Source organism: Mesorhizobium sp. UC74_2 (assembly GCF_042701485.1).
In the GTDB taxonomy this organism is placed as follows: domain Bacteria; phylum Pseudomonadota; class Alphaproteobacteria; order Rhizobiales; family Rhizobiaceae; genus Mesorhizobium.
In genome coordinates this window covers 2881993-2902325 of sequence record NZ_CP170562.1, presented here as the reverse complement: position 1 = coordinate 2902325, position 20333 = coordinate 2881993, and the positions used below count along the sequence as shown (strand labels likewise).

The window sequence follows — 20333 nt, the reverse complement described above, 5'->3', positions numbered from 1 at the left end:
CGTCCTACTGGACCCCACCCGGGCCCGTGGTCTGCTGGATCCGCCAGGACACCGTCTGGATTAGGATCGGTTCGACGGGGCCGCATTGTACCGCCGCAATAACCTCGCCTGAGCTGCACGGCACGTGCAGCTCGAAGCAGCCGTAACCGCCTTCGATGGCACCGATATCCGTGGCCACGATGGTTGTGCCCGTCATATCCAGTGCACCGGCCTTCTCCCGCAGCGAGGCGAGCTCCTGCGCCCTTTCCGGATAGGGGCGGTCCAGAGCGACGTTCTCCAGGAAAATGGCATCTGCAGTGCTGTTGTCCCAGCCTTGTGCCAGCAGGCGTCGAAGCCCATCGGCCAGTCGATCGATCGCGGCGGGGACCGGTGGCTCGGCCGCAGCGATGCTGGTGGCCGCACCGAGCAGCAAGGCCAATGCTTCGGCAGCGGGATTCCAGGCGCCCGAATAGGTTGCGTTCTCGACCACGACAACGCCGAGACGCGTCGCCGGATTCCACCGCATGTGCGAGCTGAAAACAGGATATCCGCCAGAGTGGCAGACGATCGGGCCAAACCTTCGATGGTCTTCGATCACAAGGCCGTAGCCATAGCCCTTGAGACGCAACTCGTCTGTCGCGTCGAATGCGATCGGGCATTGTATCCGCTGCATCTCGCGCCGACTGGCACTGGAGAGGGGGGATTCATCGTCGCCCGCGGGATGGAAGGCCGAGCACAGCCAACCAGCCCAACGTGCCAGGTCCCGGGGGGTAGTGACGACACCGCCGATGGAAGAAAAGGCGCCGGGACCACTGAACGGCAACGCAACCCATTCGTCGCCGACCTTGCGGTATCCGGTCGTCAGCGAGCCCTCCGGGACTGCGGCGGGGTCGAAGCCCGTCTCGTCGAGGCCGAGGGGTTTAAGCAGGTTCTCGGTCACGAATGCGGGATAGGATTGGCCGCCGACCACCTCGATCACCTGCCCAAGCAGGGCGTAGCCCAGGTTTGAATATTCATAGCGCGTTCCCGGTGCCGTCGAGAGGCGGACACCATTCCGCAGGATCGAGCGGAACTCCTCATTGGAGATCGATTCCTGCCGGTCGGCCCACGGATCGTCGGTCGGAAAGCCGCCAGCCATCGACAGCAGCATCCGAAGCGTCGGTGCCTCCGGCTGGTTGACCGGCAGCGTCGGGACAAGGTCGGGAACGTAGTCCGTCACCGCATTGTCAAGCGACAGCAGCCCCCGGTCGCGTAGTTGCAGGACCGCCGCAGCCGTAAAACTCTTGGTGCAGGAGGCCACGCGGAAGCGACTATGTGGCGCGGGCGGGGTTGCGCTCTCTCCGGCGGTTCCAAAACCGCCCTCGAACATCGGTCCGGAAGCGTCGAAAACCACAAAGCGAATGCCGGGGCTGGTCTGGCTGGCGACGCGTCGTGAAAACACCTCGGATACTGCGGCGGCAAGCGCCTCATATTCCGGCAACTCGTTGAGACGGGGCATCGCTTCACATTCCTTGAAACCGCAAGCCAATTGCCATGCTCCAGGATTTGAGTCGACGCCAGCGCCAAGTGAACCTGGAACAGCAGACGTAGGGCTGTGAACCGTTGTGGTCACGCGCCCGCCAAATTTGAGCGGCTGATCAAGCCTGGCGGGATTGCGAGGACGGGGACCAAGTTCGGGTCAGAGCCGCAATTACCAATGCCAGGGCATCGGCGTACTCAGGTCGCAGAGCAAGTCGACTTTCCCGCCAGCCGGAGTGGCCAGCGTCAGACGGCCGATGGTTTTGGTCAATGGCGGTGGAGGTATGAGCACGGACAACTCAGCGCCGCGCGCATTTGCAATGCGATAGCCCGGAGCCCCGTCTTCGATGACAAAGCGGGCAGTCCAGTTCGCTTCCTGCAGATCAGGGAAAAGGGCTATCTCGGCGCCTTCGACCCGTTTCAGTGTCGCGCTTTTCCTGTCTGAGAAGGTGAACTCAAAACTGTTTTTGCCCTCTGAACATGAAATCGAATTCGCTGCGGGCTCGGCTCCCTGCGCAAGGCTATCGCCCGAAGCCGACAGAACCGCCATCAGCGCGGATACACCGCAGGCCGCAATCGTTACACGAGACGGCAACTGTTTCGACGACTTCGAGGTGATCCTGGGCACTGTCAATACTCTTGCCGACATCAGTCAGTTCAAGCTGACACGACTGGGAAACAATGCCAACGGCGCATTCTCTTGCCTTTCATTTTTGAAGACAGCGAATCAAGAGACCCCGGCGCTTTCGTGCCGGGGTCTCTTGCATTGCCTGAGATGCAAGTTGTCGAGTAGGATTTACATGAAGCCTGTTCGGCCCCGGATCAGCTGCACCCGCTCGTCGCGCCGCAGGTGTCGCACTTCTCGCAGGTACCGTTGCGAACCATCGTGAAGTTCTGGCACTCCGAGCAGCTGTTGCCGGTATAGCCCTGCAGCAGCGACTTGGCGCGGCGGTCGGCGGCGAGCTTCTTGGCCTCGGCGACTTCCTGTGCGGCAGCGTCGGTGAACAGCGCCGAAGTTGCCGTTTCTTCCGAGCTCTCTTCGTCGGCGATGTCCTCGGCCAGTTCCTTCGCACGCTCCTCATAGTCGCGCTTGTAGGCGAGCGCGTCCTCGGCATTCGGCTTCAGTGCCAGCACGTTGGAGCCTGCGAAAGCCGTCGGGGTTGCGCGGGCAGGGGCCGGTGCCTGAGTGCCGCCAAAACCTTTCGGCTCGGCTCCGAGGTTCGACACCAGCTTCACCGGCGAAGCGCCTCGATACAGGCCCTTGGAGAAGGGCGTCGTCTTGCCTTCGGTGATGCCCTTGCCGAGCGAGGTCTTGTCGAGGTCCGACTGGTCGACATGAGCGAGGTCGTGACGCGACAGGTAGGAGACGGCCAGTTCGCGGAACACATAGTCGAGGATCGAGGTGGCGTTCTTGATGGCGTCGTTGCCGACGACCATGCCGGCCGGCTCGAACTTGGTGAAGGTGAAGGCCTCGACATATTCGTCCAGCGGCACGCCGTACTGGAGACCCAACGAGATGGCGATGGCGAAGTTGTTCATCATGGCGCGGAAGGCAGCGCCTTCCTTGTGCATGTCGATGAAGATCTCGCCGAGGCGGCCGTCGTCGAACTCGCCGGTGCGCAGATAGACCTTGTGGCCGCCGACGATCGCCTTCTGGGTATAGCCCTTGCGGCGGTTCGGCAGCTTCTCGCGGTCGCGATAAAGGCGCTCCACCACGCGCTCGACGATCTTTTCCGTGACCTGCACGGCCTTGGCGGCGGCAGGCGCGGCGATCAGCGCCTCGATGGCATCGTCTTCGTCCTCATCCTCATCGGCAATGAGCGACGCGTTGAGCGGCTGCGACAGCTTCGAGCCGTCGCGGTAAAGCGCATTGGCCTTCAGCGCCAGCTTCCACGACAGCATGTAGGCGCTCTTGGCGTCCTCGACCGTCGCTTCGTTCGGCATGTTGATGGTCTTGGAGATGGCGCCCGAGATGAACGGCTGGGCGGCCGCCATCATGTGGATGTGGCTTTCCACCGAGAGGTAGCGCTTGCCGATCTTGCCGCAAGGATTGGCGCAATCGAACACCGCATAGTGCTCGACCTTCAGGAAGGGCGCGCCTTCCAGCGTCATCGCGCCGCAGACATGGACATTGGCGGCCTCGATCTCCTTCCTGGAGAAACCCAGCGCCGGCAGCATCTCGAAGGAGAAGTCGCCGAGCTGTTCGTCGGTGAAGCCGAAGGTCTCCTTCACCCAGTCGGCGCCGAGCGTCCACTGGTTGAAGACGAACTTGATGTCGAAGGCGCTCTTGAGAGCCGCGTTCAGCGCTTCGATCTTTTCATCGGTGAAACCCTTGGCTTTCAGCGACGACGGATTGACGCCTGGTGCCTGGTTGAGGTTGCCATGACCGACGGCATAGGCCTCGATCTCGGCAATCTGGCTTTCCGAATAGCCGAGCGTACGCAGGGCTTCCGGCACGGCGCAGTTGATGATCTTGAAATAGCCGCCGCCGGCCAGCTTCTTGAACTTCACCAGCGCGAAATCGGGCTCGATGCCGGTGGTGTCGCAATCCATCACCAGGCCGATCGTGCCGGTCGGCGCGATGACGGTCGCCTGCGCGTTGCGGTAGCCATGCTCTTCGCCGAGCTCGATGGCGCGGTCCCAGGCGGCCTTGGCGTGCTGGCCGAGTTCGGCCTGCGTCAGGTCGCCATGGACGAGCGGAACCGGGTTGACCGCCAGCTTCTCGTAGCCGTCCTTGTCGCCATAGGCGGCGCGGCGATGATTGCGCATGACACGCAGCATGTTGACGGCGTTGCGATCATAGTCCGGGAAGGCGCCGAGCTCGGCTGCCATTTCTGCGGAGGTGGCATAGGCGACACCGGTCATGATCGCGGTCAGTGCGGCGCAGATGGCGCGGCCTTCCGCCGAGTCATACGGAATGCCGGACGTCATCAGCAGACCGCCGATGTTGGCGTAGCCGAGGCCGAGCGTGCGGTAGTCATAGGAGAGCTTGGCGATCTCCTTCGACGGGAACTGCGCCATCATCACCGAGATTTCGAGCACGATGGTCCACAGGCGAGCGGTGTGCTCGTAGGCCGCGATGTCGATATCGCCGTTCGCCTGGCGATAGGGCAGCAGGTTGATCGAGGCGAGATTGCAGGCCGTGTCGTCGAGGAACATGTATTCCGAGCACGGGTTCGACGCGCGGATGGCACCGGCCGACGCACAGGTGTGCCAGTCGTTCATGGTGGTGTTGAAGTGCAGGCCCGGATCAGCCGAAGCCCAGGCGGCGTAGCCGATCTTTTCCCACAGGTCGCGTGCCTTCAGCGTCTTCAGGACCTTGCCGTCCTTGCGGGCGGTCAGGTGCCAGTCGCCATCGGCTTCAACCGAACGCAGGAAGTCGTCCTTCAGCGAGACCGAATTGTTGGAGTTCTGGCCGGAGACGGTGAGGTAGGCTTCCGAATCCCAGTCGGTGTCGTAGGTCTTGAAGTCGAGCGCGGTGTAGCCCTGGCGCGCAAACTGGATGACGCGCTGGATGTAGTTCTCCGGCACGGCGTTCTTCTTGGCGGCCTTGATCTCGCGCTTCAGCGCGGTGTTGATGGCGGGGTCGAAGCAGTCGTCGTCCTGGCCTTCGCAGTTGACGCAGGCCTTCATGATGGCGTCGAGGTGCTTCTTGACGATCTTGGAGCCGGCGACCAGCGAGGCCACCTTCTGCTCTTCCTTCACCTTCCAGTCGATGAAGGCCTCGATGTCCGGGTGGTCGGCATCGACGATGACCATCTTGGCGGCGCGACGCGTCGTGCCGCCCGACTTGATGGCGCCGGCAGCGCGGTCGCCGATCTTGAGGAAGCTCATCAGGCCGGACGATCTGCCGCCGCCCGAAAGCTTTTCGCCCTCGCCACGCAGATAGGAGAAGTTCGAGCCGGTGCCGGAGCCGTATTTGAACAGGCGGGCCTCGCGCACCCACAGGTCCATGATGCCGCCTTCGTTGACGAGGTCGTCACCCACCGACTGGATGAAACAGGCATGCGGCTGCGGATGTTCGTAGGCCGACTTCGACTTGGTCAGCTTGCCGGTGAACGGGTCGACGTAATAGTGGCCCTGGCCGGGGCCGTCGATGCCATAGGCCCAGTGCAGGCCGGTGTTGAACCACTGTGGCGAGTTGGGTGCGACACGCTGGGTGGCCAGCATATAGGCGAGTTCGTCGCGGAAGGCGGCGGCGTCTTCTTCCGAGGCGAAGTAGCCACCCTTCCAACCCCAGTATGTCCAGGTGCCGGCGAGGCGGTCGAAAACCTGACGGGCGTCGCGCTCGGAACCGTAGCGCTCATTCTCGGGCAGTTTGGCCAGCTCGGCTTCGTCGGCGACAGAACGCCAGAGGAAAGAGGGGACGTCGTTTTCCTCGACCTTCTTCAGGCGAGCCGGAACGCCAGCCTTGCGGAAATACTTCTGCGCCAGGATGTCGGCGGCGACCTGCGAGAACTGCGCGGGCACGTCGATGCCGTCGAGGCGGAACACCACGGAACCATCCGGATTCTTGATCTCGGAAAGCGCCTTGCGGAATTCGATCTCCGCATAGGCCGATTGTCCTGGCTTGGTGAAACGCCGCTCGATGCGCATCGTCGTGGTTCCTTCTTAATCTATATATAGCGCTTTTTGCGGGCGTTTGCCCGGTCCCTTTCCAAAAAGCGCACGCCCCAGTCTTCCAGCTGCCTCGCAACAGCCGACGTTCATCACCGCGCTCTGTTGTCGACTCGCTGTATTACGCTTCCTGCGAAGCCTCGCTCAGCCTGCCGACAGACCCGCGCGGGTCTTTTTGATCTGAAAAATTCCGATTCCCTCATTGGAGGGCTCTTCACATTATCTAGGGCTGAGATTGGCTGCAAACACTAAATATAGTGTTAACAGGTCATTTATTCCAGCCGTAAAAGTCTCCTTTTCGGTGTTTCGCGCCCGACAAACGCCACGCCTCCGCCGGCCTAGTGGTTAAGGCGGAAAACGGGCGAAAACGCACAAATTCCTGGGAAAAAGACCGGGCTCGAAACTTTCCGGTCGCGCCCGAAACGCGAGCACATGACCTATAAAAGTCGACTCGCTCCTAAGCGTCAAGGGTTCGTTTTTGTAGATTTTGTGACCCCAACATATTGTGTGTCACATATGTGGATAATGGGGAGAAAGCGCCCCTGGCAAAATGATTGCTGGCGTCAGGATTTTATGCGCAATGGCTTGCTTGTTCGGCCCGTACGCGTAAAAGAGGCGCGGGGGAATATGGCTGAGAGGGAACAGCCGTCACGCAACTGGGGTGACAGTTGAAGGCCTATTTCGTCCGCAAGTCCGCCGATCGCGAGGTCGTCGGGTTGTTTGTCGCGCCATCACTTATATTGCTTGCCGCACTGGTCGATGAATGCTGCGACCCGTCGGTCTGCGACTATGCACCCGCCCCGATGGGGGGCATCCTGGTACCTGGATCCACGCAGACGCAATGGCCGTTGAACGAGGATGACTCGGAGAGCGGTTTCGAGAACGTGGTTCTGTCCCAGCAATGGGACGACGAATTGCGCGAAGGTGGCGAGCTGGAGTGGAAGCCGCTGAAGGCGGCGGCACTCAAGATGCTGCGCGAATGGTCTGGCAAGAGTGCGAAGCGCATGGCGCCACTCGGCGAAGGCGCCTGATCTCGCGCAATCGCCTCAGGCCGCGAAGCGTTTCGGGTTCTCACCAAAATGGGCGATGATCAGGCCAAGATCCGGCTCATTGACCATGCGGGCGGCCTGGACGGGTGTCACCCATTTGCGCTCGCGTTCATGCCTCTCCTTCCACTTGGCGGCGACATCAACGACCTTGAGCGGAAAAACCAGCACTTCGCAGGGTACCTGCTGCCCGGTCGACAGGGCCTTGGCGTAGAAATAACGGCCGACTTCGAGCGTGGAAACGGTGCCGGTCAAACCTGCTTCCTCGCCCGCTTCGCGCGCGGCGGCCTCGCACAAAGGCTCTCTTGCTTCCGGCCAGCCCTTGGGCAGGACCCAGCGACCGGTATCGCGGCTGGTGATCAGCATCACTTCGATGGAACGGTTGTGCCGGCGCCAGGGCAGCGCAGCAACCTGAAGGCGCAACGGAACCGTGCCGAAAAGTTTTCTTACCCTTTCGGCCAGATTGGCGTTCGCTAGAGGTCCGTTCAACATTCGAAAGTCACCGCAAGAAACCGAAACTTCTTTGCCGTCTCACGAAATATGGGCGCTATTTTGCGAAACAAAAGTAAAAAACGCACACAAGTTCCACGAAAGGGCCCGGAATGCGGAAAAAACTGTGACTCCCGGGCTCAGGAAGCGACGCAGTCACCCGGAGGGGCCCTTCAAACAGGTGGCCCTGGCGCACGCAACCGTCGTGATTCGGAGGTGTGACAACCGAACCAGCGGAACAGAAAAGTTGCCTGCGTCGTCTAGCCGGCGTGGTCGTCGGCGATCGGCTTCTGGTAGGTGAAGCCCATGTCCCAGGGGAAGTAGATCCACGTGTCCTGGCTGACTTCGGTCACGAACGTGTCGACCAGCGGGCGGCCTTTCGGTTTGGCGTAGACGGTAGCGAAATGCGCCTTCGGCATCATCGCGCGAACGATACCGGCGGTCTTGCCGGTGTCGGTCAGGTCATCGATGATCAGGATGCCTGCTCCCTCTTCGGCGAGCAGCGAGGGATCGACCTGCTTCAGCACCTGCAATTGCCCCTGTGACGTGTAGTCGTGATAGGAAGCCACGCAGACGGTCTCGATGATGCGGATGCCGAGTTCGCGCGAGATGATCGCTGCGGGGACCAGGCCGCCACGGGTGATGCAGACGATCGCCTTCCACTGCCCGTTGACGCCTGACAGCCGCCAGGCGAGCGCACGGGCATCGCGGTGGAACTGATCCCAGGAAACTGGAAAGGCCTTTTCGGGAAGGGACATCACGCACTCCGCAGGCGCGCCAGCCGCGCGCAGGATTTGAGGAATGCGGGCGGAATTAGCCGGAAAGCCGCGTCTTTGGCAAGAGGCTTGGAGTTGGTGCGGTCATCCCGTGCCCCGATATCCACGGCGATGACGCGAGCATGGCCGCCGATGCGTGTTTCACCAGCCCGGACTTTGTTCTTCCGTTCGAACTCAAACGGCCTTCAGGTCGCAAGGTCTTTTGGGGCAATTCCCCGGAAGGTGATCGTCACCTGGACAGGAAGGCGGTCACCGGCGAGGAGCGCAGCACGGTTCTAGTCACGCCGCCATAGAGCAGCCGGTGCAGCCAGGAATGGCTGTAGGCTCCGATGACGATAAGGTCTGCTCCAGTCTCGATCAGGCGGTTCTGTACGGCGTCCTCGATGGTGCCGCCCTTTGCCTGCCTTGTCGCCACGCTGGCCTTCACGCCGTGGCGGGTCAGCGCCGCGGCAATTCCGGCGCCGCCCAGCCCTTCCTCGTCGCTGTCCTCGCCGGGATCGACCACGAAGATCTCGACCTTTTCGGCTTCGATCATGAAGGGCAGGGCGTCAAAGGCCGCACGAGCCGCCTCGCGGCTGCCGTTCCAGGCCAGCATCACATGGCGGAAACTGGCGGCAATCGGCCCGGCATGCGGTACCACGAGCACAGGTCGGCCTGCGTCGTAGACGAGTGAGCCGATATCGGCATTGGTGTCGCTGTCGGCATCGCGCTGCGCTGCGACCACAATGTCGGCGGCGCGCACGCTGGCGAGGCTGGAGAGCGCGCTATCGCCTGAAAATGTCTCTTCGGCCCGCCACTCGAAGGAGAGGCCGGAAGGCTGCAGTTTCTTCTGGAAGACCGTCCGCAGCTTCGCCGAGCGTTCCTTGTTGAGGTCAGCCGAGACCTGCATGAATTCGGTGTCCGGAAAGCCGGTGGCCGAGGTGTACGGCATCGGCAGTGCTTCGGCATGGACACCAATGACGTGGGCCTGGAAGCGGGAGGCCAGCGCGATGGCGCCATCCAGCACGCGCTCCGCATCCTGTTCGCTCTGTACGATGGCGACGATGGTCTTGAACGGCATGGAGCCCTCCTGCATTTTCTGACCGCTGCCGACGTCCGCGCCGGATAGTTCAGTGCTGGCTCAGATATCACCACAACGTCAAGGATATAGGACAGGTTCCCGCTCGGCCAGCAAACTCAGCCTTCCTTGGCGAGCTCCGCGACCATGGCCTCGACCTCGGCCCGCACGGTTTCCAGAACCTCGGGCGAGCGGGCACGCACGACCAGTTCCGTCCAGAACGTGCCGTCAGCATATTTCGGATAGGAGCCGATGATGGTGTCGGGATGAGCCTTCTGGATTTCACCGAGCGGACCGCCGATCCGGCCTTCGCCATAGGGGCACTGCACCGTGGCCGAGAGCAGCTTGGTTCCGGTCTTCAGCGTCGGCACGACGTTGTCCAGCATCGCCTGGAAGATCGACGGGACTCCGGCCATGACATGGACGTTGGCCATCCGGAAGCCTGGCGCGACGGAAACGGGATTGTCGATGTGCTCGGCGCCACGCGGCATGCGTGCCATGCGCTTGCGGGCCTCGTTGAACTCGATGCCGCGCTTCTCATAGCTGTCGGCAAGCAAGGCGAGCGCCTTGGCGTCATATTCACAAGGAACGCCAAATGCCTTGGCAACGGAATCCGCGGTGATATCGTCATGCGTCGGCCCGATGCCGCCGGTGGTGAAGACATAGGTGTAGCGAGCCCGCAACGCATTCACGGCAGCGACGATCTCGGCCTCGTCGTCCGGCACGACGCGGACTTCCTTCAGGTCGATCCCGATCGCCGTCATCATGTCGGCAAGGTGGCCGATGTTCTTATCCTTGGTGCGCCCGGACAGGATCTCGTCGCCGATGATGATCATGGCGGCTGTTACAATGTCTGGCATGGCGCACTCCGGATTGAACTCAGGCGATTTCGAAGAATTATTGCATCGATTTTGGCCGAAGATCGCGTTTGACGGACGGTTGGCCACCACCGGCAGCAGCAATAATTCTTCGAAATCGCCTCAGTCGAATAGCGCGGCAGCCGGACGCGGGCAATGCTCCTGAAACGGTGAACAGTGCGTGTCAGATTTGGCGGCTTCCGGTGAACGGTCCGGGCACTAGATTGCGGCGCTACGGAACGACGGCGTTCCCTTGGTTCAATCGTCTGGAGATGCATGCATGGCAAAGGTACTGGTGCTTTATTATTCGAGCTGGGGACATATGGAGCAGATGGCCAAGGCCGCTGCCGAAGGTGCACGGGAAGCTGGTGCCGATGTGACCATCAAGCGGGTGCCCGAACTGGTGCCGGAAGCTGTCGCCAAGGCAGCCTATTACAAGCTCGATCAGGAGGCGCCGATCGCCGATCCGCTCGAACTGGAGAATTACGACGCCATTATCCTGGGAACCGCCACGCGCTACGGTGCGATGGCTGCCCAGATGAAAAACTTCCTGGATCAGACCGGCCCGTTGTGGGTCAAGGGCGCGCTGCTCAACAAGGTTGGATCGGTGATGGTTTCGACGGCTACCCAGCACGGTGGTGCGGAGCTGGCGCTGATCAACGCGCAGGTGGTGATGCAACATCACGGCATGATCATCGTGCCGCTTTCCTACGCCTATCAGGGGCAGATGGGCAATGATGTGGTGCGCGGTGGCGCCCCCTACGGCATGACGACGACCGCGGATGGCGATGGTTCGCGCCAGCCCTCGGCACAGGAACTCGAAGGCGCGCGCTTCCAGGGGAAACGTGTGGCCGAAATCACTGCCAAGCTGCTCGGCTGAGCGTCTCACGGCTGGCATCTGGCAGGCGGGCGGCTCGTGCGAGCCGCCCGCTTTTTTCCGCGGAAGCCGGAAGCATCGCACTCTCGGTTTCATCACGGCCGATGATATTTCCGTGAGGCTGGAACGCCCTTCGCAAAGCCGCATTTCTCCTCCGCGGATCGGGAACTTCCGGCGAGCAAACAAATCGCGACAGGTGGAACCAGACGGTCCAGCAGCGGAACGGGCTGCGGAGTGGACGTCGCTTGTTCCAATCGCAGAGGAACAAACCATGTCTTCTTTCTCTTCCAGGCTTCTTCTCCTGGCCTCGGTTGCGGCCGTGGTTCCGATTGCCGGCGGCGCGTTGGCCGCCGAGCATCGCCACGTCCGTATGTCGGCTCACGCCGTTGCAGCATCCAGCACCGACGCTGCCATGGCGCGCACGATCTACAACCAGGCCGAGGGCGTGGGGCAGGGCATCCGCGATGCCGAACAGCTCAATCTCATCGACGCATCGAAGGCGCGTGAACTGGGGTCCGAGGCGCGGCAGATCCGCGGCGAGGCCGCGCGCGGCAACGGTTCGCGCGCGCTGCTGGCCCGCCTGGATGATGTCTCGCAAAGCCTTCGCGCCGCCACCGGCGAAGCGACACCCAACGGCAATGGCGGCGACGGCGGATACTATCCCGACGGATACAGCTCGAGCTTCCCGCGATAGCCCGCGCCACGCAGGCGGTGACGCCGACTGTTGTTTATGGCCGGCCCCATCGATTTTATCTGTGAGCCACGCTTCGAAATACGTCATTTGCCGTATGCCCAGGCCGCGCCCTGTTTGTTAACTTGACACGGCGTGGTCTGGTTCCTGGGCGGGGCTTTACGGACCAGCAGGAAATCCGGGCTGCCGCCAGCCCGGATTTCCACAGTTTTGCCCGGTGCATGGGGGCTTTGCCGTTTGACGCGGCTCGGCTTGTCTTGACAGCGGCAATCCAGAAACCTCGATATGCGACGAGCTCTGGATTAGAGGTCGCTGATGTTGCTGACCGTGCTTCTTTGGCTTCTGGCCGCCATCGTCGTCGCCTGCCTTGCCGTCGTCGGCTATTTCGTTTTCAGGACACGCCGCATCGTCGCCTGGGTCGAGCGCACCATGCCACCCGCCGGCAAGTTCATCGACATCAAAGGCAACCGCATCCACTACGTCGACGTCGGTGAAGGGCCTCCCATCGTTTTCCTGCATGGGCTCGGCGCGCAGCTGCACCATTTCACGCACCCGCTGTTCAAGGTGTTTGGGCCAGGCTATCGGCTGATCGCACTCGACCGCCCGGGTTCCGGTTATTCGACACGCGCACGGGGTTCGACCGGCCGGTTGCCGGAACAGGCGGATATCGTCTGCGCCTTCATGGAAAGACTGGGCCTCGAAAAACCTGTGATCGTCGGCCATTCGCTGGGCGGTTCGGTGGCGTTGGCGATCGCCGTCGAGCATCCGGAAGCGATCTCCGGCCTCGTGCTCCTGGCGGCGCTCACCCACAAGGAGGTCGATCTCAGGCCCGAGTTCAAGGCGCTGTTCGTCTCCTCGCCGCTGAAGCGTTTCATTCTGGCCCATACCGTCTCGGCGCCGGCAGGGCTGAAATATGGCATGAAGACGATGGGCCTGATCTTCGCGCCGCATCCGCCGCCGAAAAACTACATGACCGAGAATGGCGGCTTTATCGGGCTGCGCCCCAGCCACTACTATGCCAGCGCAACCGATTTCGCGGTGATCGAGATGGATCTGCCTCGCCTGTCGGAGCGATACAACGAGATCAAGATGCCGTCGGGATTGTTGTTCGGTGGGGTCGACCCCATCATCTCGCTCGAAGTGCAGGGTACGCCGGTCAAGGAAAAGATCGAGGGGTTGGAACTGGAGATCGCGGAAAACCTCGGTCACATGCCGCAGTTCATAGACCCAGAGCAGGTGACCACGTTCATCCGTCGTATTGCCAATCGCGCATTCGACAGGAGCGTTTCGGCCTGAGCGTCCTCAGTTGTCAGGCCGCGGGGTCGTCCCGGACTTCCGTTTCCGGCCTGTCACGTCCGTCAGCGAGTTCCGAGTGCCACTTCCCGTTGGCATCTTCATACTCGATACCATCGGTCTGGCCGGCAATCCGCTGTTCGGAAGAAGCGATCCTGGCTGCCTGCAATGCATCTGAATGACTCGGAAAGGTTTCCGAATAGGTGTCGCCGACCTTGTAGGCCCACCCTCCATCATGCTCGACGATCGTGTAGGTCAACTTCGCCATGAAAGCCTCCGGTGACGGCGCTCTTAACAACCGAGACTTTCCTGCACTTCGAGACGGAATTCAACCTCTTGCGGCCTTAGCCGGCAAGTGGAGGGCAAGTTTCAATCCTCGTCGCGGATCCAATGCTCCATTGTGGTGACGGCACGGGCAAGCTGTGGCGCGGGCTGGATCTTTTCACCGAGGCTCGCTGCTGCACGCCAACCCCAGCGCGGATCGGCCAGGAAAGCCCGCCCAAGGGCGACGATATCGGCCTTGCCGTCCTTGACGACGGCATTGGCGTGCTCCGGATCGGTGATGAGGCCGACGGTGCGCGTGGTGATGCCGACCGCGTTGCGCACCGCCTCGCCGAGATGCACCTGGTAGCCGGCGCCGGTGGGCAATTTCTGAAGCGGAGAGTTGCCGCCGCTGGAGCAGCACAGATAGGCCAGGCCAACTGCCTTCAGCGCCTTTGCCACTTCGATCGCATCCGGCACGTCGAAGCCGCCATCCACCCATTCCTTTACCGACAGCCTGGCGCCCAGCATCAGCGTTGGCGCTGCCGCTTTCACAGCCTTGGCGACCTCCACCGCAAAACGCATGCGGTTTTCCAAGGAACCGCCCCAGCGGTCCGTGCGCCGATTGGAAAGCGGCGAGAGGAACTGGAAGATCAGGTAGCCATGAGCCGCATGCAGTTCGATGAAGTCGAAACCGGCACGTTCGGCGCGCCTTGCCGCGTCGGCAAAGCGCTGGATCACGCCAAGCACCTCCTCGTCGCTGAGTTCATGAGGCACCTGCCAGCCGGCGTCGTAAGCCACAGCCGAAGCCGAGACGACCGGCCATGGATCCTGTTCCGGCTTCAGTGGGCCGCCGCCTTCCCAAGGGCGCTGGCAGGATGCCTTGCGCCCGGCGTGGGCAAGCTGCACGCCGAACTTGGCACCGGGCAGTGCGACACGGCGTGCAGCATCCAATGTGCGCTTGGCCGCCGCTTCGTTGTGATCCGAATACAGGCCGAGGCAGCCATGCGAGATGCGGCCGCGCCGCTCGACATCGGTCATTTCGACCGTGATCATGCCTGCGCCCGACAGGGCGAGGTTCATCCAGTGGTAGAGATGCCAGTCGGTGGCGGAGCCATCGTCGGCCGATACTGGCACATCGGCGCCACTGCGATGCGGTTCGGCAATTCGAGGCCATCGAGCGAAATGGGCTGGAAGAGGGCGACAGTCATGGTGGATCCGGTTGATGCGGTCTTCTCTCTAGGCCGAGAGCTGGCTCGCGCGCCAGATCGTCTGCAATGCAGCCTGTTGGCCCAGCGGCCGGATGTCATTGCGGTCTGGCCCGTCGCACGCTATCCCATCGCATCCCCCAAGACGAGGCAAGCATGGACGACCGCATCCGCATCCGTTCGCAGGAAATCCTTTCCGACGACTGGGCCATCCTGAAAAAGACCACCTTCGACTACCGCCGCCGTGACGGCGTCTGGGAGACGCAGGTGCGCCAGACCTACGATCGCGGCGATGGCGCCGCCATACTTCCTTTCGATCCCGACCGCGGCACGGTGCTTCTGGTGCGGCAATTTCGCTGGCCTGCCTTTGTCACCGGGCACAAGGAGCCGCTGATCGAAGCCTGTGCCGGTCTGCTTGACAAGGATGACGCAGAAACCTGCATCCGCAAGGAGGCGGAAGAAGAGCTGGGCTATCGGCTCGACGGCGTGAAGCTCGTGTTCACGCCTTTTATGAGCCCGGGCAGCGTGACGGAACGCTTATGGCTGTTTGCTGGGCGCTACTCGCCGGCGGATCGCATTTCCGACGGTGGAGGCGCGCCGGAGGAGGGTGAGGATATCGAGGTACTCGAGATGCCGGTCGAGGAAGCAATTGCTGCTATTTCCGATGGGCGCATCATCGACGCCAAGACCATCCTGTTGCTGCAGCATCTGAAGCTCAACCCGGGGCTGTTCGCCTAGAAGGCGATGCAGGCAGGCGCTGATGCTCAAAGTTCCCGCGGGCAACGCTGCCTGCGGCTGGCCTCGATGGCTGCCTCTTGTGCCTGCAGGCGTTCAATATCCGCCGTCCGTCGGTCCTTGAGCACGGAAACCGCTTTCCGTCCGCCTGGCAGCCAGAATGGGATGCGGGTATTCGAGATGTTGGCGCGGCTGAGTGCGGTGGAGGTCACTCCCGTCGCAAGTTCGCCAAGCGCGACATTGAGTTCGGTGCAGTTCATCGATGCATATTGTGCAGGATCGACCGATCTCATCGAGCCGCAGCCCGCCAGCAAGGGCAGACCGAGCAGAAACGCGCTTGCCAGAGGCTTCGGGGCGATCGCTTTCATGGCGACAGGCTAGCAAGGTCGCTCGCGAAAGGGAACCATCTCGAAAAGATCGAACGGCTACCGTTGGTGCAGCAACGGCAGGAGTGCTTCATGCACACTCCGTTCGATCTCGATCTCAAGTTGGTGTCGTCGCCTGATCTGCGCTCGCTTGTTGGGTTTGTACTCATCCTGAGGGCGCCGGATCTTTGTCGGCGGGAGTTGGAAGATGGTGGGGGCCACCCGCCTGCCACCGGATTCCATCCAGAAACCGTCATAATCCGCCAGGACACGACGGCGCAGGCCGGGATCGGTTGCAAACACATGACCTCGGTTGGAGGCGGCAAAAACGCCTGAGAGCTTTAGGCCACCAGCCAGGCTTTGTGCCACGAGCAGCAAAAGGCTTTTAGGGCGCAAGCCAGCCAGGCTTTTTGTCAAGGTCCTGGCATCCTCAAGCCCGTGTGCGCCAGCCGCCGCCGTCTTGATCGCGCCAATCCAGAGGATTGGCCCCATTTCCCCAAGGCCAAGCAGACGACTGTCGACGATCGCGAGTGCCACCTCCATGACTGCCCGCCCGTCCCATGACGCTAAAAGCCGCCACTCGCCTTCGCGGTAGAGTCCCTGTTGGCCCGTGAGGTCTACCGTGATGCCGCCCACTGCGGTTTGCAGTGACAGCAGCTGCTTGCCTGCGATGTGGCTTTCGATAAAAGCCTCGGTCTTCAGCAGGCGAAACGCCGCCGCATAGTGTCCGACAACCGCAGCCGCGCGCTGGGCGGGGTTGAGGCCGCTGACGAGGTAAGGTCGTACCGGTTTGAACGGGATCTCAGGATAGGCCTGAAGGACACGACAAAATGGTTCTGCGCTGAGTGCGTCGTTGATGGCGGAGATTTCCCGCCAGAATATCCGCCGTACGAGTGCCCGTTTCCCCGCACGGATCCATCTGTTCAACTGCTGACGGGGCAACGAGTGTTTTCTGCGTGGAAGCGCGGCGCATGGCGGGTCATCGGGGGCTGTCATGGAGTTCGCGCTTCCTGACGCTGATATCATTGAGATGCGCGACAAGTTGCGGCGCAGGCGACTGCTTCGATGCCGCCTGCGTGAGCGTTCGAATGATGTCGAGGGGCAGAATGGACCTGCCAGCTTACGGCCGCGTCTCCGCGATCATACGGATTGGTAAGCTTTGCCCGGGAACTGCATCAGGGTTGCCGGGTGAACCGCCCCGGGAATTTGCGAGTTCTTGCTGATTGAAGGCCGGTCGATAGCCTCGGCCAGCAATTACAATTTCGTCCATCTATTTGTTTTGAAAGCTGTTTGTCGAGATGGTGCGGACGACGGGAATCGAACCCGTACGATCGAGGATCGAGGGATTTTAAGTCCCTTGCGTCTACCAGTTCCGCCACGTCCGCGCGGCTGTCACTTCAATGACTTGGAGTGAGTAGTCAACCTGTGTTTTGCCGCGTGAGTAAACTTGTTCGACCTTGCGATTGGGCAAGCTCAGCCGCGTTGGCCTCTGCAGCCAGCCGCGCCGGCAAGATCAACGTCTCGCCAGGAACCTGCGAACGCGCGTTGGGAAAGAGCGAAACAAGCTCAATACGAGGCTGATGCAAAACCACTGCAAGAGCAGCGCGGCGGCTATCCCCGCCAGCAGCCAGATGCCTGAGTGAGAGACGCTTACACATCCCTGACAAATAAGGTCGAAGGCGAATTTAACGAGCATTGCTGGCCAGCATTGCCGTCGAACGTGGGCAAATCACTTGCCTCTGTTCTTACGTCGATGTCGGGAATGCAGCAAGCGAGGTCGTCGCTTGCGTTGCTACATCGCAAAGCCGCCGAACCCGGCGACGCTTGGCTTCACGGTGATGTATTTGGTGTCCTCGGGGACAAGGATCTTGGAGCGGCGGGCAAAGGCAATGAACGCGTTGCGCGCGATCTGTGGATCGAGCTCACCCGATTGCGCTGCATTGCAGGCTTTCATCGCGATTTCCCAGGTCTTGCTCTCGCCTGTCTTGGCCCACTCGGTCAGGAATTCGATCATGTCGCAAAGCGAGGAGATTTCGCGCTTGTCGCCAACTTCGGCAGTGACGACGACATGCTTGAACGCCAGCAAATTGTGCATCGGAAGGCCTTTCTGAAAATGGAAAGAGGCCAAATACGAACGCTGGCCTCGGCAGGGAACGCACAGAAACGTTCCAGTACGGCTGTGGTTCCGTACCCATCTTCACCCGACCTCGTAATGTCGAACGGTCAAAAAAAGTCATCGAGCCGAAAGGCATTGATGAAAGCGTGCTGCAATGTCGCCGGGGTCAGTGAGGCGAGCACAGGCAGGCGGCCGAGAATCCTGACTCCGCCGTGCTTGCCGATGATGCTTTCGGTCTCGGGCTCTGTTTCACCGATAAAGGCGACGCCCAGCACGGGCACACTGCGAGCGCGCAGCGCTTCCAGCGACAGAAGTGTGTGGTTGATGGTGCCGAGCCGGGTGCGGGCGCACAGCACTACCGGCAACTTCCAGCGCGCGAAGACGTCGGCGAAGGTCGTGGTCTGCGTCAAGGGTACCAGCAGGCCGCCGGCACCTTCGATGACCAGTGGTCCATGGATTGCCGGCACGGTCAGGTCTTCGGGGACGATGGTGACGCCGTCGACTGCCGCAGCGTGATGTGGAGAGGCCGGCGTGTTCAACCGCCATCTCTCGGGCAATATGCGGCCCGGCGGGATGTCGCCGAGCCTTTTTACGGTTTCGCTGTCTGTCTCGCCGTGAAGCCCTGCCTGCACCGGCTTCCAGTAGGATGCACCGAGCAGCCTGGTCAGCCCTGCGGCGAAAACCGTCTTGCCGATATCGGTATCGGTGCCGGTGACGACGATGCGTGCGCTCAAGGCGCTACAATCGCGAGCGAGGGCAGGGATGGCAGAGGGTGGGATCTGCTGCTTTGTCCCGGATGATCTCCGGCGCTTGCATGGACAGGCGCTTCGGCAGCACGCATGCCGAGCTTTTTCAGGAGCGCGAAATCCTTGTTGCGTTCCGGATTGCCGGTGGTCAGAAGCACGTCGCCGGTGAAGATCGAGTTGGCGCCGGCCAGGAAGCATAGCGCCTGCAACTCGTCGCTCATGGCATGGCGACCGGCCGAAAGCCGGACCACGCTCTGAGGCATGAGAATGCGCGCGAGCGCGATCAGCCGCACGAAGGCGATCGGCTCGACCGGCTGGCCCTTTTCCATCACCGGCGTGCCCTTGATCTCGTTCCACATGTTGATGGGAACGCTTTCAGGGTGCCTCTCCAGGGTGGCCAGGAGGACCAGCATGGCGACGCGGTCCGTCATCGTTTCGCCCATGCCGACAATGCCGCCGGAGCAGACCTTGATACCACCTGAACGCACCAGCGCCAGCGTATCCAGTCGATCGTCAATGGTGCGGGTTGTGGCGATTTCGGGATAATATTCCCGCGAGGTGTCGATGTTGTGGTTGTAGTAGTCCAGGCCAGCTTGCCTCAGCCGTTCGACCTGCGATCCCGTCAGCATGCCGAGGGTAACGCAGGTTTCCATGCCCAGTGCCCTGACGCCTTCGATCATGGCGCAGACCCGGTCCATGTCGCGATCCTTGGGGCTGCGCCAGGCAGCTCCCATGCAGAATCGTGTCGCCCCGCCGGCCTTGGCACGCTTTGCGTCCTCCATGACGCGCTCCACTGCCATCAACTTGGTCGCCTTGACGCCGGTTTTGTTGTGCGCGCTCTGCGAGCAGTATCCGCAGTCCTCCGGGCAGCCACCTGTCTTGACGCTGAGCAGGCTGGCCGTTTCGACCACGGTCGGGTCGAAACGGCTTCGATGAACGTTCTGCGCCCGATGGAGCAGGTCGGGCAAGGGCAAGGCGTAGATCGCTTCCGCTTCGGCCTGCGTCCAGTTGGTGCGGACATCGCCCTTCTCGGTTACGGACGCACTCATCGGCCGACCTTTCCCAGCAGACGTGCCGGGATCATGGCCGAACCGACTGCGACCATGGCGATGTTGATGAGGTCACCGAGGATGAACGGGGTGAAGCCGAGGGCAATGACGTCCTTGCCGGGGATATAGAGGCCGAGCCAGGGCAGGCCGGCTGCATAAGTGACTGCAAGGCCGGCCAGCATCGCCATGACGCGGCCGAACATCTGTCGGCCTTCAGCCAGCCAGCCGGTCAGCCAGCTGGCGAGGAGATAGCCCAGCAGATAACCGCCCGTCGGGCCCACCATGTAGGCAAGGCCGATACCGCGTTCCGGCGAGCCCGAGAAAACCGGCAGTCCGGCGGCGCCAACCGCCAGGAAGGCGAGGAAGGTGGCTGTCGCCATGCGAGGGCCGGTGGCGATCGCAATCCCCATGACCGCCAGCGTGTACAGGGTCAGCGGCACCGGCCAGAATGGAATGCGCAGCTTGGCGCAGAGCGTGATCAGGGCGACGCCCGCGATGATGGTCGCAGCAGTTTTTACCGCCTTTCGCGGTTTGACGCCGCGCAGCGTGAGGGTCTCGCTCATGATGTTCCTTTCGTAAATTATAGATAATTCATGATCTATATCTACATAGAATCCACAAAAGGAAACGAGTCGCAACAGGATTATAGATAT

The 20333-nt window shown here is 61.7% G+C and carries 19 protein-coding genes, 1 tRNA gene and 1 pseudogene; 5 read left to right on the top strand and 16 right to left on the bottom strand.

What is annotated here, in order from left to right; genetic code table 11:
- Positions 1 to 4: 4 nt before the first annotated feature.
- From ACFJIU_RS14130 to ACFJIU_RS14120, 3 genes are all read right to left on the bottom strand, one after another.
- A complete protein-coding gene (locus tag ACFJIU_RS14130) occupies positions 5 to 1477 on the bottom strand; it encodes a serine hydrolase domain-containing protein (protein WP_379072483.1) in 1473 nt (490 codons plus the stop codon).
- A 192-nt stretch (positions 1478 to 1669) separates the two neighbouring features.
- Entirely contained in the window at positions 1670 to 2125 is a 456-nt protein-coding gene (locus ACFJIU_RS14125; RefSeq protein WP_379072481.1) for a hypothetical protein, read from the bottom strand.
- Between the two features lie 194 nt (positions 2126 to 2319).
- On the bottom strand, positions 2320 to 6093 hold the full coding sequence (locus ACFJIU_RS14120) for a vitamin B12-dependent ribonucleotide reductase (protein WP_379072479.1): 3774 nt from the start codon (positions 6091 to 6093) through the stop codon (positions 2320 to 2322).
- A gap of 689 nt (positions 6094 to 6782) precedes the next feature.
- Between ACFJIU_RS14120 and ACFJIU_RS14115 the strand changes: the two genes are divergently transcribed.
- Positions 6783 to 7145 (top strand): hypothetical protein, encoded by a 363-nt coding sequence (locus ACFJIU_RS14115; protein WP_379072477.1) that lies wholly within the window; start codon positions 6783 to 6785, stop codon positions 7143 to 7145.
- 15 nt (positions 7146 to 7160) lie between these two features.
- Here the strand turns inward: ACFJIU_RS14115 and ACFJIU_RS14110 are convergent, their stop codons facing one another.
- From ACFJIU_RS14110 to ACFJIU_RS14095, 4 genes are all read right to left on the bottom strand, one after another.
- Positions 7161 to 7652, bottom strand: coding sequence for an NUDIX hydrolase (locus tag ACFJIU_RS14110; protein WP_379072475.1), 492 nt, complete (start codon positions 7650 to 7652; stop codon positions 7161 to 7163).
- 257 nt (positions 7653 to 7909) lie between these two features.
- Positions 7910 to 8407: a xanthine phosphoribosyltransferase gene (gene gpt, locus ACFJIU_RS14105; protein WP_326895764.1), complete on the bottom strand. Its 498-nt coding sequence runs from the start codon at positions 8405 to 8407 to the stop codon at positions 7910 to 7912.
- 247 nt (positions 8408 to 8654) lie between these two features.
- A complete protein-coding gene (locus ACFJIU_RS14100) occupies positions 8655 to 9485 on the bottom strand; it encodes a universal stress protein (RefSeq protein WP_379072473.1) in 831 nt (276 codons plus the stop codon).
- A gap of 116 nt (positions 9486 to 9601) precedes the next feature.
- Entirely contained in the window at positions 9602 to 10342 is a 741-nt protein-coding gene (locus ACFJIU_RS14095; protein WP_379072471.1) for a competence/damage-inducible protein A, read from the bottom strand.
- A 277-nt stretch (positions 10343 to 10619) separates the two neighbouring features.
- Between ACFJIU_RS14095 and wrbA the strand changes: the two genes are divergently transcribed.
- From wrbA to ACFJIU_RS14080, 3 genes are all read left to right on the top strand, one after another.
- Positions 10620 to 11219 carry an NAD(P)H:quinone oxidoreductase type IV gene (wrbA, locus tag ACFJIU_RS14090; RefSeq protein WP_379072469.1) on the top strand — a complete coding sequence of 200 codons (600 nt, stop codon included), beginning with the start codon at positions 10620 to 10622 and terminating at the stop codon, positions 11217 to 11219.
- Positions 11220 to 11487: 268 nt separating this feature from the next.
- Entirely contained in the window at positions 11488 to 11910 is a 423-nt protein-coding gene (locus ACFJIU_RS14085) for a hypothetical protein (protein ID WP_379072467.1), read from the top strand.
- Positions 11911 to 12222: 312 nt separating this feature from the next.
- Positions 12223 to 13203, top strand: a complete 981-nt coding sequence (locus ACFJIU_RS14080) for an alpha/beta fold hydrolase (RefSeq protein WP_379072465.1) — start codon at positions 12223 to 12225, stop codon at positions 13201 to 13203.
- Between the two features lie 13 nt (positions 13204 to 13216).
- Here ACFJIU_RS14080 and ACFJIU_RS14075 read toward each other — a convergent pair whose 3' ends face one another.
- Both ACFJIU_RS14075 and ACFJIU_RS14070 read right to left on the bottom strand, forming a co-directional pair.
- Positions 13217 to 13468, bottom strand: coding sequence for a DUF2188 domain-containing protein (locus ACFJIU_RS14075; RefSeq protein ID WP_379072463.1), 252 nt, complete (start codon positions 13466 to 13468; stop codon positions 13217 to 13219).
- Between the two features lie 101 nt (positions 13469 to 13569).
- Positions 13570 to 14672 (bottom strand): annotated as a pseudogene (locus ACFJIU_RS14070) (NADH:flavin oxidoreductase/NADH oxidase).
- A gap of 153 nt (positions 14673 to 14825) precedes the next feature.
- Between ACFJIU_RS14070 and ACFJIU_RS14065 the strand changes: the two are divergent.
- Complete coding sequence (locus ACFJIU_RS14065) at positions 14826 to 15407, top strand: NUDIX domain-containing protein (RefSeq protein WP_379072461.1); 582 nt, start codon at positions 14826 to 14828, stop codon at positions 15405 to 15407.
- A 26-nt stretch (positions 15408 to 15433) separates the two neighbouring features.
- On the opposite strand, the gene ACFJIU_RS14060 is transcribed toward ACFJIU_RS14065, so the two are convergent.
- From ACFJIU_RS14060 to ACFJIU_RS14030, 7 genes are all read right to left on the bottom strand, one after another.
- On the bottom strand, positions 15434 to 15772 hold the full coding sequence (locus ACFJIU_RS14060) for a hypothetical protein (protein WP_379072459.1): 339 nt from the start codon (positions 15770 to 15772) through the stop codon (positions 15434 to 15436).
- 57 nt (positions 15773 to 15829) lie between these two features.
- Positions 15830 to 16810, bottom strand: a complete 981-nt coding sequence (locus ACFJIU_RS14055) for a DUF535 family protein (RefSeq protein WP_379072457.1) — start codon at positions 16808 to 16810, stop codon at positions 15830 to 15832.
- Between the two features lie 258 nt (positions 16811 to 17068).
- Positions 17069 to 17154 (bottom strand) — tRNA-Leu (locus ACFJIU_RS14050).
- Positions 17155 to 17561: 407 nt separating this feature from the next.
- Entirely contained in the window at positions 17562 to 17864 is a 303-nt protein-coding gene (locus tag ACFJIU_RS14045; RefSeq protein ID WP_129415747.1) for a DUF982 domain-containing protein, read from the bottom strand.
- Positions 17865 to 17992: 128 nt separating this feature from the next.
- Positions 17993 to 18619, bottom strand: a complete 627-nt coding sequence (gene bioD, locus ACFJIU_RS14040) for a dethiobiotin synthase (RefSeq protein ID WP_379072456.1) — start codon at positions 18617 to 18619, stop codon at positions 17993 to 17995.
- Positions 18616 to 19680, bottom strand: coding sequence for a biotin synthase BioB (bioB, locus tag ACFJIU_RS14035; protein WP_379072454.1), 1065 nt, complete (start codon positions 19678 to 19680; stop codon positions 18616 to 18618). Before bioB ends, bioD begins: the two co-directional genes overlap by 4 nt.
- On the bottom strand, positions 19677 to 20243 hold the full coding sequence (locus ACFJIU_RS14030; protein ID WP_379072452.1) for a biotin transporter BioY: 567 nt from the start codon (positions 20241 to 20243) through the stop codon (positions 19677 to 19679). Before ACFJIU_RS14030 ends, bioB begins: the two co-directional genes overlap by 4 nt.
- Positions 20244 to 20333: the final 90 nt, after the last annotated feature.

What these genes read in the sequence shown, in the direction of transcription:
- ACFJIU_RS14100 (WP_379072473.1), bottom strand. Translation starts at nt 9,485, where the DNA reads ATGCCGTTCAAGACCATCGTCGCCATCGTACAGAGCGAACAGGATGCG.
- ACFJIU_RS14065 (WP_379072461.1), top strand. Translation starts at nt 14,826, where the DNA reads ATGGACGACCGCATCCGCATCCGTTCGCAGGAAATCCTTTCCGACGAC.
- ACFJIU_RS14060 (WP_379072459.1), bottom strand. Translation starts at nt 15,772, where the DNA reads ATGAAAGCGATCGCCCCGAAGCCTCTGGCAAGCGCGTTTCTGCTCGGT.
- ACFJIU_RS14030 (WP_379072452.1), bottom strand. Translation starts at nt 20,243, where the DNA reads ATGAGCGAGACCCTCACGCTGCGCGGCGTCAAACCGCGAAAGGCGGTA.
- ACFJIU_RS14045 (WP_129415747.1), bottom strand. Translation starts at nt 17,864, where the DNA reads ATGCACAATTTGCTGGCGTTCAAGCATGTCGTCGTCACTGCCGAAGTT.
- ACFJIU_RS14095 (WP_379072471.1), bottom strand. Translation starts at nt 10,342, where the DNA reads ATGCCAGACATTGTAACAGCCGCCATGATCATCATCGGCGACGAGATC.
- ACFJIU_RS14075 (WP_379072463.1), bottom strand. Translation starts at nt 13,468, where the DNA reads ATGGCGAAGTTGACCTACACGATCGTCGAGCATGATGGAGGGTGGGCC.
- gpt (WP_326895764.1), bottom strand. Translation starts at nt 8,407, where the DNA reads ATGTCCCTTCCCGAAAAGGCCTTTCCAGTTTCCTGGGATCAGTTCCAC.
- ACFJIU_RS14085 (WP_379072467.1), top strand. Translation starts at nt 11,488, where the DNA reads ATGTCTTCTTTCTCTTCCAGGCTTCTTCTCCTGGCCTCGGTTGCGGCC.
- bioB (WP_379072454.1), bottom strand. Translation starts at nt 19,680, where the DNA reads ATGAGTGCGTCCGTAACCGAGAAGGGCGATGTCCGCACCAACTGGACG.
- ACFJIU_RS14130 (WP_379072483.1), bottom strand. Translation starts at nt 1,477, where the DNA reads ATGCCCCGTCTCAACGAGTTGCCGGAATATGAGGCGCTTGCCGCCGCA.
- ACFJIU_RS14120 (WP_379072479.1), bottom strand. Translation starts at nt 6,093, where the DNA reads ATGCGCATCGAGCGGCGTTTCACCAAGCCAGGACAATCGGCCTATGCG.
- wrbA (WP_379072469.1), top strand. Translation starts at nt 10,620, where the DNA reads ATGGCAAAGGTACTGGTGCTTTATTATTCGAGCTGGGGACATATGGAG.
- ACFJIU_RS14110 (WP_379072475.1), bottom strand. Translation starts at nt 7,652, where the DNA reads ATGTTGAACGGACCTCTAGCGAACGCCAATCTGGCCGAAAGGGTAAGA.
- ACFJIU_RS14080 (WP_379072465.1), top strand. Translation starts at nt 12,223, where the DNA reads ATGTTGCTGACCGTGCTTCTTTGGCTTCTGGCCGCCATCGTCGTCGCC.